The 16,053-nt window shown below is 36.8% G+C and carries 16 protein-coding genes; all 16 read left to right on the top strand.

Annotated elements, in window-relative coordinates:
• Positions 1–395: 395 nt before the first annotated feature.
• The 16 genes from OWR28_RS08150 (at position 396) to OWR28_RS08075 (ending at position 15,597) form a co-directional block, all read left to right on the top strand.
• Positions 396–1,982 (top strand): T9SS type A sorting domain-containing protein, encoded by a 1,587-nt coding sequence (locus OWR28_RS08150; RefSeq protein WP_332386204.1) that lies wholly within the window; start codon positions 396–398, stop codon positions 1,980–1,982.
• An 8-nt stretch (positions 1,983–1,990) separates the two neighbouring features.
• Positions 1,991–4,771: a hypothetical protein gene (locus OWR28_RS08145; RefSeq protein ID WP_332386203.1), complete on the top strand. Its 2,781-nt coding sequence runs from the start codon at positions 1,991–1,993 to the stop codon at positions 4,769–4,771.
• An 8-nt stretch (positions 4,772–4,779) separates the two neighbouring features.
• Positions 4,780–5,856, top strand: a complete 1,077-nt coding sequence (locus tag OWR28_RS08140) for a DUF6443 domain-containing protein (protein ID WP_332386202.1) — start codon at positions 4,780–4,782, stop codon at positions 5,854–5,856.
• A complete protein-coding gene (locus tag OWR28_RS08135) occupies positions 5,766–8,462 on the top strand; it encodes an RHS repeat-associated core domain-containing protein (RefSeq protein ID WP_332386201.1) in 2,697 nt (898 codons plus the stop codon). The genes OWR28_RS08140 and OWR28_RS08135 overlap by 91 nt, the downstream gene beginning before the upstream one ends.
• Positions 8,463–8,470: 8 nt before the next feature.
• Positions 8,471–8,836, top strand: coding sequence for a hypothetical protein (locus OWR28_RS08130; RefSeq protein ID WP_332386200.1), 366 nt, complete (start codon positions 8,471–8,473; stop codon positions 8,834–8,836).
• An 80-nt stretch (positions 8,837–8,916) separates the two neighbouring features.
• A complete protein-coding gene (locus OWR28_RS08125) occupies positions 8,917–9,921 on the top strand; it encodes an RHS repeat-associated core domain-containing protein (protein WP_332386357.1) in 1,005 nt (334 codons plus the stop codon).
• A gap of 205 nt (positions 9,922–10,126) precedes the next feature.
• Complete coding sequence (locus tag OWR28_RS08120; protein ID WP_332386199.1) at positions 10,127–10,360, top strand: hypothetical protein; 234 nt, start codon at positions 10,127–10,129, stop codon at positions 10,358–10,360.
• Positions 10,361–10,468: 108 nt separating this feature from the next.
• Positions 10,469–11,554: an RHS repeat-associated core domain-containing protein gene (locus OWR28_RS08115; protein WP_332386356.1), complete on the top strand. Its 1,086-nt coding sequence runs from the start codon at positions 10,469–10,471 to the stop codon at positions 11,552–11,554.
• Positions 11,555–11,565: 11 nt separating this feature from the next.
• Positions 11,566–11,949: a hypothetical protein gene (locus OWR28_RS08110; RefSeq protein WP_332386198.1), complete on the top strand. Its 384-nt coding sequence runs from the start codon at positions 11,566–11,568 to the stop codon at positions 11,947–11,949.
• Between the two features lie 11 nt (positions 11,950–11,960).
• A complete protein-coding gene (locus OWR28_RS08105) occupies positions 11,961–12,101 on the top strand; it encodes a hypothetical protein (RefSeq protein ID WP_332386197.1) in 141 nt (46 codons plus the stop codon).
• Positions 12,102–12,279: 178 nt separating this feature from the next.
• Complete coding sequence (locus tag OWR28_RS08100; RefSeq protein WP_332386196.1) at positions 12,280–12,630, top strand: hypothetical protein; 351 nt, start codon at positions 12,280–12,282, stop codon at positions 12,628–12,630.
• Between the two features lie 94 nt (positions 12,631–12,724).
• Positions 12,725–13,054: a hypothetical protein gene (locus OWR28_RS08095; protein WP_332386195.1), complete on the top strand. Its 330-nt coding sequence runs from the start codon at positions 12,725–12,727 to the stop codon at positions 13,052–13,054.
• Between the two features lie 92 nt (positions 13,055–13,146).
• Positions 13,147–13,539, top strand: a complete 393-nt coding sequence (locus OWR28_RS08090; RefSeq protein ID WP_332386194.1) for a hypothetical protein — start codon at positions 13,147–13,149, stop codon at positions 13,537–13,539.
• 335 nt (positions 13,540–13,874) lie between these two features.
• A complete protein-coding gene (locus OWR28_RS08085; protein WP_332386193.1) occupies positions 13,875–14,339 on the top strand; it encodes a CPCC family cysteine-rich protein in 465 nt (154 codons plus the stop codon).
• Positions 14,340–14,658: 319 nt separating this feature from the next.
• Complete coding sequence (locus OWR28_RS08080) at positions 14,659–15,078, top strand: RHS repeat-associated core domain-containing protein (RefSeq protein WP_332386192.1); 420 nt, start codon at positions 14,659–14,661, stop codon at positions 15,076–15,078.
• Between the two features lie 186 nt (positions 15,079–15,264).
• Positions 15,265–15,597, top strand: coding sequence for a hypothetical protein (locus OWR28_RS08075; protein WP_332386191.1), 333 nt, complete (start codon positions 15,265–15,267; stop codon positions 15,595–15,597).
• The last annotated feature ends 456 nt before the right edge of the window (positions 15,598–16,053 follow it).

Genomic DNA, 16,053 nt, shown 5'->3' with positions numbered 1-16,053 from the left:
TCAAAACCAGTTTAATGTGTACACATTTTCATGCATATGAAATACAATATTTTATGCCCCCAGAAGAATGTTATTTTCAATAGTTTTGAAAAATTTATTATTAAAGTTTGTTTAAAATTTACAAAACCACAAAAGCCACAAAACACTTGAATGTGCTTAAGTAGGTTTAAAATGATACCACAGAAAAGTTCAGAAGAAAATCAAAGATTTTCAGAAAACTTACGTGTACTTATTATCCATAAGGTTGGGCTCTGAAAAAATTGAAGTGTTTAAAACTTTATGCCTTTTGTGGTTTAAATAATGATGATAAAAGTTTAAACAACCTCTTCATTAAAGAATTGGATGTATCCATGATCTATAAAAACAAAACAATATTAACTTAAAAAAACACGGGAATGAAAAAAATCTCTCTCAGTGCATTCATCTTATGTACAGCCCTGGGTATGCATGCCCAGGAAGTGGTATGGCAGAAAGATATCCAATCCTCTACCCAGGATTTCCTAAGCCAGGTTACCACTACCATTGATCAGCAATATCTGATCACAGGAAGTTCTATACAGTCAGGAAGCGGAAAGCCGGAGGCTGGAAATAAGCAGAACAACGGTTACGATTTTCACCTTATCAAACTGAACCAGCAGGGCGAAGAAGTCTGGGAAAAATATTTCTCAGGACAAAACCATGATTATCTCTCTGCAACGGTTACCACACAGGACGGTGGATTTCTTTTAGCTGGTACCAGCTATTCGGGAAAAGGGTTGGATAAAAAAGAGGATTCCAAAGGAGGCTCAGATATCTGGCTGGTCAGAATCAATGAATTTGGTGATGAATTATGGCAGAAAACACTAGGAAGTACTTCCGATGAAGAAGCCAGGGCAGTTATCCAGACTACCGATTTAGGATTCTTTGTTGCGGGTAACATACAGGGCTCTTCAAAAGGATATGGCTCCAAAGATGTTCTGATCACAAAACTGGACAAAGACGGAAAAGAACGCTCACAGGTAATTTTAGGGGGAAAAGGTCTGGATGAAGTAGAGAAAATGATTCCAACAAAAGACGGAGGAGCATTACTGGGTATTTATTCAAGGAGTTCTGAAGTAAAGGCGGGAAGCGGGAAGCTGGAAGCTGGAAGTGGCGTGAAGATCGACTCTTATTCCAAAGCCAGCAGCAACTTCGGCGAAGGCGATTACTGGATCGTAAAGCTTGACAAAAACGGAAAAGTGGAATGGGAAAAGAACTTCGGAGGAAAAGGTGATGATCATTTGAGAACATTGGCTTTAACTTCAACCGGCTTTATCATTGGCGGGGAATCCAGATCGGAAAGATCAGGAAATAAAACCGTAGGCCTTGAAGAAGGAACAGACCTTTGGCTGATTTCCTTGAATGAAAGAGGTGATGAGCAGTGGCAGAAGTCTTACAATTTTAAAAACCGGGATATTCTGATGGGTATGAGTGTAATAAGCGGGAAGTCTAAAGGCATTCTGCTGGGAGGTTATACCCAGGCGGAAGGAAGAATAGAAACGGATGATGAAACCTTCTGGATGCTGTATCTGGATCAGAATGGCAATGAGCAGTGGAGAAAACATGTTAAAGGAGAATCCAGAAAGAAGGAAGAAAGACTTTCTGATGTAAAACTCAACAGGGACGGTTCTATTGTTCTGGCCGGAACCAGCGCAGAAGAATTGGGGAAAGAAAACTGGAAGATTGTAAAGCTTGGAGACAAACAGGTTGATCAGCTGATTGAAAAATACGATATCAAAATCTATCCGAATCCTGTATCCGATTATGCTTACGTAGAAATTGGCTTTGACTTTAAGGATGCAGAGATTCTGTTGTATGATATGAGTGGAAGACAGCTTCAGAGTGTTAAAACCAAAAACAGAGTAACAAAAATCAATACCCAGGCTTTGGTTCAGGGAGCTTATCTGGTGACGATAAAAACGGATAACAACAAAACGGCGAATGCTAAACTGATTAAGAAATAAACTCAAATATGAAAAATATACTATACGCAGCACTATTATTAGGCAGCAGCCAGCTGTTTTTCGGACAATTACCCACGATAAAAGATAATTTTCTCTCGGCTCCCTCGGTATCATCGCTGCCCAGTTATGTGCAGTCTCCGGTATCTCCATCTTCAGGAATTCCGGATATCAGCATACCTTTCTTTTCTTTGCCTACCCATAACAGCAGTGTAGCAGCCAATTGCGGAATAAGCTACCATCCTGGGAATTCCGGACGTTACAATAAAGCATCCGATATTGGAAATGGCTGGTCTGTATTTGGATTAACAGCTTTAATTTACCAAAACATTGATCCGTACACAGGGTTCCCGGAGGGAGATACTTTCTACTATACCATTCCGGGAAGATCCGGTAAATTTTCAGCAAAAAAAGACCCTTTAGGCGTTCCGCAGGTGACCAAGATCTCTTATGATAAGCTGAATATTAATGCAACTGTTGCCAATGGTGAGTTTAATTTTACCATTACTGATGAAATGGGGAATACCTATTATTTTAATACACTGGATATTTCTTATGTCTATCAGGACGGACTTCCTAAAAACTTCACCACCTGCTATTATCTGTCAAAGGTAGTGGATGTCAACGGGCTGGAATTATTAAAATTCGAATACCAGGAGGATAATTATACCGTAAGCCCTCCTGAATTTCCCGGAGTACAGAAGCCTGTTAAAAGTCTTAAAATAAAAAAGGTAACCTCCGCTGATTTCGGGGAAATTAACCTTACTTATACATTTGATGCTGCCCGGAGGTCTTCCTATAATGATCCTTTTCAGCTGGAAAGTATTGAAATGAAAACGCTGGCAGGGAAAACGGTAAAAAAATTCGGGTTCCTGTATTCAACAGCCAATTTTACATTTCCTTACGGATATACGCCTGTACCACCCGATCCTTGCGGATATATTGAAGGGCAGGCAAAAAGAATTCTGGATAAGGTGGTGGAATATGACAACCGGGGATTGAACCCGCTCAGTACAGAGTTTACTTACAATTACAATAATTTTGATACATCACCTTGGATTGACGCTGTCAACCCCGCCATTCCATGTTTCGTGAATGAGGATAAAAATCCGAAATATCTGGGCAAAGGTCTGCTTACTGCAATAAAATTTCCCGCAGGAAGCACGGTAAAATATGAATATGAACCCAATCAGTACCGGGTAAATAAAAATACAGAAGAGTATTTGAAAACATATGCTCCTCCTCATGCGGTGCAGGACCGGGAAGCCCAGTATTACGAAGATGTGGTAACCACGGACTTTGATACCAATGTGAGTACCACCAAGTTCTTTAGCTTACCTGCAAACCCTGACAATACTGAAGGAGTAAGTTATTTAATCTACTGGATTGATGTAGAGCAATATTATGACAATCCCATCCTGGAGCCGGGACAACCGCCTTTTGTCAATGTAAATCTGGGAGGAGCCACTACAACACCGGAAGGCCAGCAGAAATATTTTCCCGGATTCAAAAGTCTTAATTTTACAGGAACCGGAGGAAGAGGGAAAGCATATGTCAAAAGGATCCGGTACAAATCAGTGCCGCTTCCTAATTATTCCACAGGAAAAGGGGTAAGGATTAAAAAGATTGAATATTATGATGGAGCCAATCTTATACCGGCACTGACCAGAAATTACTCCTACCAGAATTTCAGCAACAGTAACGAAACCAGCGGTTTTCTGAATGAATATGAAGAGACGGGAATTGTATACAAAAATGTAAAGGAAACTGTTGGGGAAAACAAGGGATATACCCGGTATTACTTTAAGGCATTGGATGATTACCCTGAAAACCTGAAACCAGACGGAAAAATGAGAACAGATACCCTGAATTACTATAACCTTCTGATGAATGGTATTGCAGACAAAACAGAAGTTTATAATAATGCCAATGCTTTGGTCAGCAGTGAATCCAACACTTATGAGTTTTATCAGACTGCTACTAACAAAGCCTTAAAACTGGCGATGATCCAAAAACAGACTGTTGCTGCAACAAACTATACAGCAAGTGGTGCTGTTACCGTTAATACAGAAATCATCCGCAGCCCGAGGGACTTCAACATCATTAACAGCAAAACCACCGGGGCAGACGGAACAGTCAGTGAAATCAGTACAACCTATCCATGGGGGATATTTTTTACAGATCCGAGATTATGGAATGCAGGTTTAAAAGCAGTTCCGCTTGTAGTGGAAAACAAAAGAAACGGTAAGACCATTTCCAGAAATGAAGTAAAATACGGCAACCTGTCTCATTATAATCCAACTTCACTGGTATCCACCAATCCTAATGACGGCAGTCTGAAAACTTCTGTACGGTATGATGCCTACGATGCCAAAGGAAATGTAACCCAGTATACGACAGTGAGTGATGAAGCCTCAGGAACCGGTATTCCTACCACGATGATCTGGGGATACAATGGCACTTATCCAATTGCTGCCATAGAAGGAGCTACCCTGAATGATATTGGTTCTTTGGCAGCTGATATCATAACCAAATCCGGCCAGGATGTTGATAATGCTTCAGAAAAAATACTGCTGCAGGCTTTGGATGCGTTCAGAACCCATGCTTCCCTGAAAAACTTCCGTATTACGACCTATACATACAACCCGCTGGTGGGGATTACTTCAACCACGCCTCCGTCAGGGATCCGGGAAGTATATCAATATGACGGAAGAAACAGACTGCAGTACATCATTGATGTGAATGGAAATATGATCAAAGATTTCCGCTATAATATAAAATCACAACCATAAGACAAATCATGAAAAAAATACTAACTTTTATAACATTTCTGACGGCTGTCCTGTTCTATTCGCAGAGTTTGACATCCTCAGAAAATTATGTATACAGCAGAACGTACCTGGAGCCTGTAACCGCAGATACGCCGGGAGCAAAGCAGGTACAGAGTGTGCAGTATTTTGACGGGCTGGGAAGAGCCGTACAGAGTATCGGGATCAAGGCGTCTCCCAACGGAAAAGATATGGTGGTCCCCTCCGTTTATGACAATGACGGAAGACAGACCCGTTCTTACCTTCCGCTGCCTGTAAATACCCAGAACGGTACTTTTATCACAGGAGCAACGGAAAGCGCGGTTAATTCCTATTACGGAGTGGCCAATGCCTATGCTGAACTGCAGGTTGAAAAATCCCCGTTGGCTAGAACTGAAAAATCAGCGGCCCCGGGAGCCGACTGGCAGATCAGCGGCAGCCATACCCGGAAAATCAATTATCTTTCCAATGCCGAAGGAGTGGTGAAAAGGTTTAAAGCTGTCACCACGTGGAACCCCTCTGCACAAATTAATGATGTTGCTGTTTCCCTGGCACCGGATGACCGCTATACCGCGGGCGGTTATTACAAGGCCAATACTTTACTGCTGACCGTATCTGCAGATGAGGACGGCAATGAAGTCTATTCCTATTCCAGCACCGGCGGGCAGAAGGTCCTGGTAAGGCAGGTCAACAAAAAACCGGAAGGCGGAACAGAAAACCTGGATACCTACTACGTATATGATGAATTTGGTAACCTGTCACTGATCATCCCTCCGAAAGCCTCAGCTGCTCCCAATCTGTCTGCTGTGCTGGACCCGCTGTGCTACCAGTATAAGTATGACAAATACAACAGGCTGGCAGAAAAAAGCTTCCGGGCAAGGATTGGGAATATATCGTATATGACAAGCAGAACAGGCCGGTTCTTTCACAGGATGGAAACCTCAGGACCACGGCCAATAACTTTGGGCAAAAGGGCTGGATGTTTACCAAATATGATACCTTCGGAAGAGTGGTATACTCAGGGTTCTTTGCCAGCACGGAGACAAGGGCATCCATACAGGCAGCCGTGAACGCGGTGTCCGCCAATGTCCTGAACAATGAGAACAGCAGTACCACTGCTTTTACACAGAACGGGCTGGATGTCTATTATACCAGAACTGCTTTCCCTACGGGAAGCGTGACTCTTCTTAGCGTTAATTATTATGATCAGTACCCTGCCGGGTCTCCGGCTCAGCCTGCCCAGATACAGAACCAGGCAACACTTGGAGCATCGCCTGTAACCATCACCTCCAACGGATGGTCTTCCGTAAGAAGTATTAAAACATACTCTACTGCAAGCTATACGAAGAATATAGAAAACGATAACTGGACCTCTTCTTTTATCTGGTATGATACACTGGGTAGAATGATAGGTGCTTTCGGTAAAAACCCGCTGGGTGGATTTACCAAAACAGAAAGTATTCTGGATTTTTCAGGAAAAGCACTGGAAACTTATACTTATCACTCCCGCAATACTTCTTCTGCTGAGGTGAGTGTTAAGGACAGGTACGTATACAATCCCCAGCATTACCTGTCTAAACATTATCAGCAGATTAATACCAATCCTGAAGAACTGCTTTCAGAATATACCTACAATGACCTGGGACAGGTGGCCAATAAAAAGGTGGGCAACAATCTGCAGAGTATGGACTATACTTACAATATCAGGGGATGGCTCACAGGCATCAACCCTAATGATTTTTCAGGAGTAAACAATAAGCTCTTTGCCTACAAACTCAAATACAATACGGTAGAAGGAGCCGAAAACCCCAACAATTCCTACCCAGGCCTTAAGGTAAAGCCAAAATACAACGGGGGAATTGCTGAAGTAGACTGGAAAACAGCCTATGGCGCCAATGAACCGCTAAGAAGATACGGCTATGTGTATGACGGAGCCGATCGTTTAAGAGCCGGGTTCTTCCAGATGGCCACCAATCCTTACTCCAAAGAGTACAGCGAGGTGATGGATTACGACCTTAACGGGAATATCAGTACCCTGAACAGAACGGGTGCCCTGGTAGGTGGAACCGCTGAAGTAATGGACGACCTTACCTATACGTATGACGGCAACCGCCTGTCCTATATGAAAGAAAGCGGAAAAGGAAATGCCTTAAGCGGCTATCCTTTAGGAACAGGACAGGGGCAAACGATCGGGTACGATGGAAACGGAAATATGACCAGCCATCTGGATAAAGGATTTACGGCCATCAGCTATAACTTCCTGAACCTTCCGTCAAAAATTACCCATACCAATACCGCCAACAGCCTTCAGTATGTATACGCTGCTAATGGAAGCAAGGTACAGATGATACAGGGAACTGAAACCACCTATTATTTAGGGAACTTCCAGTATACCCTTGCAGGAACAGCAGTTTCTTCACAGATTCTGGCTAATGAAGAAGGATATTATGATTTTGTCAACAGCCGTTATGTATACCAGTACAAAGACCACCTGGGGAATATAAGAATATCCTATACCAGAAATACAGGAGGAGGTACCACAATCCTGGAAGAAAATAATTATTATGCTTTTGGATTAAAGCATGGAGGTTATAATACGGGGGATACAACCAACAATAAATTTAAATATCTTTACAACGGCAAGGAATTGCAGAGCAATGGAAATTTAGACTACGGCTGGAGGCAGTATATGCCTGATCTGGGAAGATGGAACGGGATGGACGTCCTTTCAGAATCATATCAGTCTACCAGTCCTTATGCCTATGTGATGAATAATCCTGTATTGAAGATTGATCCTAATGGAATGCTTTCACAGGCTTTTATGGATGAGATCAGCAGTTCAGCATCGGGCACCACATGGACCAATAACAATAACGGAACCTTCACCAATAACTGGGGAGGGATGATGAATAGCAAGGGAAGAGCTTTAAATTACCGTTTATCCGCTATAAATTCTCTTAACAATGATGGAGGTGGTTCTGGGCCTAAACCTGGTTTTTGGACAAGAGTAAGCAATTGGTGGGATAGTTTGTTTGGCAGAAATAAAGGCGCTGATATTTTAACGCTTACAAGAGGAGCTGAGGTCTCCAGGGTAGTTGAAGTTGGAGAGCCAATACGAATTGCAGAATTTTTTTCAGCTGTAGAAGCAACTTCGGTAGCGGTTGGAGCAGCAACTTTAGGAGCTGTGTTAACACCTGTCATGATGAAAGACCCAGAATATAACTGGACAAGGGATTTACCTTTAACTGTACCTACTACAGTAGCAACAGATGTACCAGCTGATGAATCTGGAAATTTATATTTATACAGAAATATGAGAAATGTAAACGGTATGCCTATGGTTGGAGAAGGCTTAGATAAACTAGGCTTAAGAGATAGAGATGTTAATCTTCTTTCTAACTCTACGATGATAACACCTCTTTTCGCAAATGGTTTATCCGTTACTGTAGGCTACGGTGATGTAATACCACCTAATGTTCCTGATTTTAGCAGAGGAAAAGGAACAATTTTTAGAATATCAGCAAGTTCTTTAATGTCTTATGGTTTAGTAGGGGTACCAGTTCTGAATCCTGATGTTCCAAACTATGGACAGATTCGACCTGCAATACCTATGAATGTAGGAACATTTAGAGCATTGATTCAAAGTACTGCCCCAGCTTGGCAACCTGTAAAATAATTAAATATATGGAAGAAAGAGATATTGTCATAAGAAAAATTTTAGAAAAATTATATATTGAATTTAATCCAGAAAATCTCTCTAGACTCACTATAGATCAGTATAGAGATTTCTTCTTTTCAATATTTGAATACATAAATTTGTATAAAAATAAATACCATTTGACAGAAAAAGATTTTGTTGAATTTAGCAAGAATATACACCATAAATATAATTATGATTTATACGAAGATAACTGTTGGGAAAGAGTTGCTTTTTTTATGGACGAGCTAATATTTCGGTTTGCTACACCTCCACCTTATTTTTTTCATGCTAACTTTGAAGATTTTAAAAATAAATTAAAAAGAGATTTTACGAAAGGTAATGGGTTGTAGTAGAACTATTTGTACTTCTGGCAATGTTCCAAACATGTATTTTATAAAATTAGAGTGTTGATTTTCAATACTCTAATTTTATAAGATACAACGGCAAAGAACTTCAGGAAACCGGGATGTATGATTACGGCGCCAGGATGCTGATACCTGATCTGGGAAGATGGAATGGAATAGACCAGCTTGCAGAAGCCTATACCTCTACCAGTCCTTATGCTTATGTTGCCAATAATCCTACAATGTATATTGATCCTGACGGAAGATACACATCTCAGATACAGGGTCTTAAAGATTCCATGCCAAATATTTATTCTGGTTGGGAATATGTTGATGGTGTTAAATTGGGAGACTGGAACAAGTATCCACAGCAGTTTAATAGTATGATCAGGAGTTTATCAGTAAACGACACTCGTGGTGGGAATGGAAGTATATCAGGAAGTGGGAACAGTATTAAGTGGAGCCTTGGCGGTTACTATTATCTTAATCATTGGTCTGGTGGTTCCGAAGGTCCAGGATATACGGATTTAGGAACAGGATATTGGAAGTTTGTAAGTGAAAATTTTCCATCAAATAAAGAAATAACTCCTTGGGAGCTGGGTGTAGAATGGATTTCAGGAAAAGGGCCGCGACATAGAGATTTTACAAATGGAGATTTAATGACCGAAATGTTGAAGAAGCACTCACATGTACAGAACACGAGAGATGTAATCTTGGCTAAAATAGCTGATGGGGAAACTACTTTAGAAGGTTCAAATCCATATAAATTAGGAGGAATTAAGGGAGTCGGACTTTACTTAAAAGATTATTCAACACTATTAACAGGTGGTTTGACAGGAAATTTAACCGTGACATACTTAGGTTCTTACAATTTAAAATATATAGCAGCAGCATATAATAATACCGTAGTGGTATCATTTAATGTTGAAAATTCCTCTACAATGCAATCAGCATCTCGACCTCCTATACTTGGATATCTTCCAATTTGGCAGCAAACAGCAGGAAACCTTATTAATGAAAAATTTAAAACAGGTTGGGGCTCGAAAACTACTCAATCATTTAATTGGCAAGAAATATTATATATAAAATGAAAACAAAATTAAATTATTTATTAATTATAATGGGATTAATTCTATTATACAGTTGTAATGAGGTTAAACCAAAACAAAATGATTTTATAGGTACATGGAAGTCTTCTGATAATGCTTTCATTAATCTAAATGCAAATGGAACTTGCACCCTGAAGAGCATTGATTATTATAAAATTAGCAGTTTTCCAAAAATAAAAATAAAGAATTGAATGCAGAAGGGACTTGGATATTTTTAGAAAATGCAGAAAGTGGTATTATTGATAATATAGATAATGGAATTAAAATAACATATAATTTGCCAAAAGAAAATATAAAAGGTGAAATTATATTATATATTTCAGGACAGGGTATTAAGGGAAATAATCCTCCTTGGAATCTTTTTTTATGGGATGGTGACCCTGATGAAATGCTTAAATATGAGTTCATAAAAATTAAATAAATAATGCGTAACATTTTAGCTTCATTGACACAAATTCCAACTGTCATTTGCATCTGGTAATAGAATAATGTTCTCAATATGTTGGTAAAAAACAGATTATTTTAGGTTATAACCAAATCCTTACAATATAATGAATACACCAAGGAATTGCAGAGCAATGGAAATTTAGACTACGGCTGGAGGCAGTATATGCATGATCTGGGAAGATGGAACGGGATGGACGTCCTTTCAGAATCATATCAGTCTACCAGTCCTTATGCCTATGTGATGAATAATCCTGTATTGAAGATTGATCCTAATGGAATGCTTTCACAGGCTTTTATGGATGAGATCAGCAGTTCAGCATCGGGCACCACATGGACCAATAACAATAACGGAACCTTCACCAATAACTGGGGAGGGATGATGAATAGCAAGGGAAGAGCTTTAAATTACCGTTTATCCGCTATAAATTCTCTTAACAATGATGGAGGTGGTTCTGGGCCTAAACCTGGTTTTTGGGGAAGTGCAGGTATTTTTCTTAGAAAATTATTTAGCAGAGATAAAGGAGCAGGAATTAGTACAATTGTACCTGGGGCTGCCATTTCCAGAATTCCTGCTTTGGAAATAGGAAATGTAACATTTAGAGGAATACTTTCTTCAGCAAGCATAGATGCTGTTATATTAGGTATTACAAGAGCAGGTGTATGGAGTTTACCTTTAATGCTTAATGGAGACAGTGGCTTTTCTGCAAATTCTAAACCGATTACGGGTGCCATTGATATTCCTGTTACAACAACGGCTGATGAATCAGAGCCAGAATTTGAATATTTTTATAGAGCAATGTCTTCTAAAGAATATCTAAGTACTGGAGGTTTTTTACAACAGAAAAGCGACCAAAGTGGAAATTATAGAGGAGAAGGTCCATTTGTTACAGATCGCTTGGAGTATGCAGAAAGAGCATTAAACGGTTTTAGCAAAAAAGATAAATATGATTTGATAGTCCAATACACCATGCAACCAGGTACAACCAATCTTCTTAACTCTATCTCTTTACCACATGGTCCAGGGGTAACTGGAGCCTATTCCGAAAAGTTAGGTTTACCTATAAAGAAAGTTGAACTTGGAGGAACAAATTATGGATTTTATGGATCTAATGTTAATATTTTCAATATTAGATTAATGGGACCTCCTATACCTATAAGATACAAATAATAAAAATAAATATGTTAAAAGAATTATTAAAAAAGACTGATGATGATTTGGTTAGTATCAGTGAGCAATATAGAAAATATTACAATTCCAATCTTGAAACTTTTAAAATTGAATATGAAAATTATGCTAATACAACAAAAAAGGAATTACCATTATTAGTTTTAGATTTTATCAAGATTTATCAGTTGTTTGGATATAATCAGGATGAAATATCATTCTTTATACGCAAAAAACTAGTTTCTTTTTATTTGCATAATATATCTGATTTTATAAAAAAAGAGGATGGGTTTGTCATATATTCATTTATTGACATTTTTTATTGTGATCCTTTGTTTTTTGAAGATAAAGAAACTTTAACGACTTTTTTGAAGCTACTTATCCAATATTATTATTGAAAACTGAGGATATGTCTTCATTTATTGCTATAGCCTGCATGAGATATATTGCTATATTGGGTTCTGAAAAAGAAGGAAAAATATTTTTAGAAAAATACTTGCAAGAGAACAAAAATGGTATTTATATAGAAGATGTAAAAGAAGAGCTATAAAGTATAGAGAATTATTCCCTAAACTGGTGCGATCGTCTCGCTCGTGTCTTAAATAAATTAAAACCATTGCTTTTGCAGTGGTTTTATGATCTGAAAATTATAAAGTAGTGGCAAATATGAACAAGAAATGTTGATTCCTGGAATAGTAATAGGAGGAACACCAATAGTCGTAAAATAAATGGAAACAAGCAATTTTCAAAAAATATTAAATTTATTTAAAAAGCAAAGTGATAATTATTTATATACAACCATATATAATTATTTAAAGTCTATAGATAAACTTGAATATATTCTTATTGATAAAAATAAAGCAAATTCTATATATACAGTAAGAAATGAAATCAATAATACTGTAAATGAAAGTCTAAAAATTCAAGGCTATGATGAGTTATTAAATAATCTTAATCAATTTAATAGTAAAAAAGTAATTATTAGCAACTTTGATTATAACAAAAAGGATTTCACCATATTTATCAATGACAAAGAGACCCAAATATTAGGAATATTATGGCGGGATATCAATCAATAAAATAATATCCTTTGTTAATGAAGAGCGTACTTGCGTCTTTAAGTATAATATGCTATCCTATAGCTGGACAACAAAATAAATTGTTAGTAGAGAAATGAAAGAATTAATCTATTCTAAAATAAAAGAATATGATCCTCAATTAGATGATTTTGAAATCTCATATTCAAACCATCCTTTATTGTTGGATGATGTAATTATGTCCTATAAAGGAAGAAATAAATTAGCTAAAAGCGAAAGTATAAAAGAATTAACGTATGAGATTTTAAATAATCTTCTTTTAGTTAAAAACGAATCTATTGAATATGTAAAATTTATTGTTGTAAGATACAATATTACGAGTAGGCTGTTTGTTTTTGCAGAAGATTATTCAAAAGTCTTTTTTGATTTTACATTTCCAACACAAAACAATTCAGAATCCAATTAGAAATTAAAGAAAATAAGCATATTTGTTTCAAACATATTGCTAATAAATCAGAGTGTTGATTTTAATACTCTGATTTTTAATATGAAAACTTTATGAATAAAATTATAAATGCATATTTGTACGCTTATTATGAGTGTTATTTGCAAACGCATATTTATTATAAAACACATAAAAATAAAAATTTTTATTCAATACTATCTTTAGGTTTTCCTTTATGGTTATTATTAGAATTTCCAATATTAATGATAGTAGATAAAACTATTGGACTTCCTTCAAAAGTGTTCTTGTATCCACTGATAATAGGAATTGCCTATGGATATATTTTTGCAACTTCCAAGTTAATAGGTGACGATGATTTGGCAGAAAAGATCAATACCTTTTATGCAAATAAAGATACTGTAAAAGAATCAAGAAAGATTGCATTAATTTTTGTATTCCTATGCATAATATTTTGGGTATTTGCAATAAGATATGATTATTATTAATTGTAAGTAATCTTATAGATAATAAATCAGAGTATTGATTTTTCAATACTCTAATTTTAAAAATATTAGTAAAATGTAAAGTTGAGTTATTATTGTGGACAGCCAAAATCAATATTTAAAACTATCGAAAAATTTTGCTGATGAAACCAGTGAACATATTCAGGAACAAGCTGTGGATAAATTTTCAGTTAAATTTAACAGCAATACACAGAAATTCTTGTTGGAAGAGTGGACTTAAGAGAGATTAGGACGTTCTATAGAGCAAACCCTAATATAAGTACGACTCCTTTCCAGGATGTTCTTGATTTAGCGGCTGGTCTAGCAAAATAGAAAGTATGATAAAAATAGAATTGAATACGGTAATAAACATACTGTCATTACATGAACTTTCAGGAATGACGGAGAAAGAACGAGAAGAATTCATTGAAAATGAAGGGATTGAGAAAGAAGAAATCTTTGAATATTTAAAAGAAAAATATACTGGAGTAAAAGTTTCTTATACTGAAGAAAAAATTAAAACTTTATATCAATTACCTATTACTGTTGTTGGAGTTGCAGAAAAACTAAATCCATGCCCTTGTTGTAATTTCAGGACAATTTTTGAAAAAGGGAATTATCAAATTTGTCCAGTTTGCTTTTGGGAAGACGATGGAAATACGAATGATATGAAAACTAGCTCTGCTAACCATATGACATTAAAAGAGGCAAGAGATAATTTTAAGACAAAAGGTGCCATCTCAGATCAATTTTTGAAATTTGTAGATAAAGAAGCTGTACTTAAGTATTATAAAGATATTTAGTTTAAATCCTTTCTCAAGCTGGGTGGGGATGTTCCAAATGTGTTGATAATAAATTAGGGTATTGATTTTCAATACTCTAATTTTAATAATATGAATAGAACCTCAATTTAGGTAATGTGCCAAACGTGTTGGTAATAAATTAGAGTATTGGTTTTCAATACCTCAATTTAAAATGATATTGTGGATAGCTGATACAGAAAAAGAGAAAACAGGCTGTCTAAAATATTGAAAATTATATCAGGTATTTCGGAGCTATTAGTGAAAAGCAAACTATTTTCACATCATAACCAATCCTTAAAATAGGTCATATAGCAAGGAATTGCAGAGCAATGGAAATTTAGACTACGGCTGGAGGCAGTATATGCCGGATCTGGGAAGATGGAATGGAATAGACCAGCTTGCAGAAGCCTATACCTCTACCAGTCCTTATGCTTATGTTGCCAATAATCCTGTTTCTAATACAGATCCGGATGGAAGATGGATTAATGAAGATGGAAGTATACGCCCTTCTACAACGTTTGATTATATGCCAGGTTCATACAAACCTATGTATTCATTCAGTACCTCAAATGGATTTCAGGATAATAGCGGCGGAGGTAGTGGAGATGGATATAATTTCAGTGGAAATCAAGCAGTATCTGTTTTTAATTACTTTAAAAATGGGGATCTATGTCTGGACTTAGCTTCGGTGATACTGAATAACATGGTATACGGGTACTGCTACCCAGGATGCTTATAGAATGGGTGACGACATCTATTCAGACATAAAACTTGGATTAATCCATAAAGCAAGGATTTCTACTCATAAACCAAATTTTTTGAAAATTTTATTGAAGGTGCTATACATGCAGATAAAACTAATTTCAATGCTGTATCCGCTTGGACAGGATATGCAGGGTTTTATACATTAAAATATGAGAAATTAATGCATTATACTGCAAAAATTTCATCAAATTGGGCTAATAAGGCAAGTGCATTAAGAGGAGCCAAAGGATTTGCAGTGGCAGGAAAAGGATTAGGAGTTTTAGGTGTAGGATTTAGTGCACTTGAAGATTATCAACAAAATGGAAAGCTTGGAGTAGGAACTGCCGTCAAGGTTGGAATAGGCTTGGCAACTACTTTTGCAGCAGGTGCACTAGCTCCTTGGGCATTAGGGTATGTTATTGCAGACTTGACTGTAGGTATTGTAACAGGTACAACAATAACAGACAGGATAGCTGCCGGTGTTGAAAATACAATAATTGGAACGATTAAATAATTAAATATGTTAAGATTTTTTGACATGATGTACTACCATCTTGCAACATTTTATCAACGATTTCATAAAAAATCAAGAGGATGGCAGTTACAAGCATCATTCATAGTAAGTATAACACAAGCTATGCTAATATTAGACTTATGGATGATAATAATTTCTATTTTTGATATTCAAAAAAGCAGGAGTATATGAAAAAATTATCTTTTGTATTATTGGATTATGTTTAATTTTTTATAATATGAAAAGATATGAGAAAAAATACCAATATTATAAATCTATATGGGGAGTTTATAGTGGAAATCAAAAAAAATACAAGTTTTTTGACTTTTTTTACGGCTGTTTTTGCTTGGGTTTTTGTATTCATTCTAGGATTTATTTTCAATAAATACAAGTAATCATTATTTAATAATCCAACAGGATAGCCAAGACTGGTTATATCAGTTTCTCCCGCTGCCG

This window comes from Chryseobacterium sp. 1B4 (assembly GCF_036631475.1).
In the GTDB taxonomy this organism is placed as follows: Bacteria; Bacteroidota; Bacteroidia; order Flavobacteriales; family Weeksellaceae; genus Chryseobacterium.
The sequence above is the reverse complement of the archived record's forward strand: the minus strand, read 5'-3'. Positions and strand labels throughout refer to the sequence as shown.

Coding starts and splice junctions, on each gene's coding strand:
- OWR28_RS08075 (WP_332386191.1), top strand. CDS start 15,265: ATGCATTATACTGCAAAAATTTCATCAAATTGGGCTAATAAGGCAAGT.
- OWR28_RS08140 (WP_332386202.1), top strand. CDS start 4,780: ATGAAAAAAATACTAACTTTTATAACATTTCTGACGGCTGTCCTGTTC.
- OWR28_RS08085 (WP_332386193.1), top strand. CDS start 13,875: ATGATAAAAATAGAATTGAATACGGTAATAAACATACTGTCATTACAT.
- OWR28_RS08100 (WP_332386196.1), top strand. CDS start 12,280: ATGGAAACAAGCAATTTTCAAAAAATATTAAATTTATTTAAAAAGCAA.
- OWR28_RS08095 (WP_332386195.1), top strand. CDS start 12,725: ATGAAAGAATTAATCTATTCTAAAATAAAAGAATATGATCCTCAATTA.
- OWR28_RS08150 (WP_332386204.1), top strand. CDS start 396: ATGAAAAAAATCTCTCTCAGTGCATTCATCTTATGTACAGCCCTGGGT.
- OWR28_RS08130 (WP_332386200.1), top strand. CDS start 8,471: ATGGAAGAAAGAGATATTGTCATAAGAAAAATTTTAGAAAAATTATAT.
- OWR28_RS08105 (WP_332386197.1), top strand. CDS start 11,961: ATGTCTTCATTTATTGCTATAGCCTGCATGAGATATATTGCTATATTG.
- OWR28_RS08090 (WP_332386194.1), top strand. CDS start 13,147: ATGAATAAAATTATAAATGCATATTTGTACGCTTATTATGAGTGTTAT.
- OWR28_RS08145 (WP_332386203.1), top strand. CDS start 1,991: ATGAAAAATATACTATACGCAGCACTATTATTAGGCAGCAGCCAGCTG.
- OWR28_RS08135 (WP_332386201.1), top strand. CDS start 5,766: ATGTTTACCAAATATGATACCTTCGGAAGAGTGGTATACTCAGGGTTC.
- OWR28_RS08110 (WP_332386198.1), top strand. CDS start 11,566: ATGTTAAAAGAATTATTAAAAAAGACTGATGATGATTTGGTTAGTATC.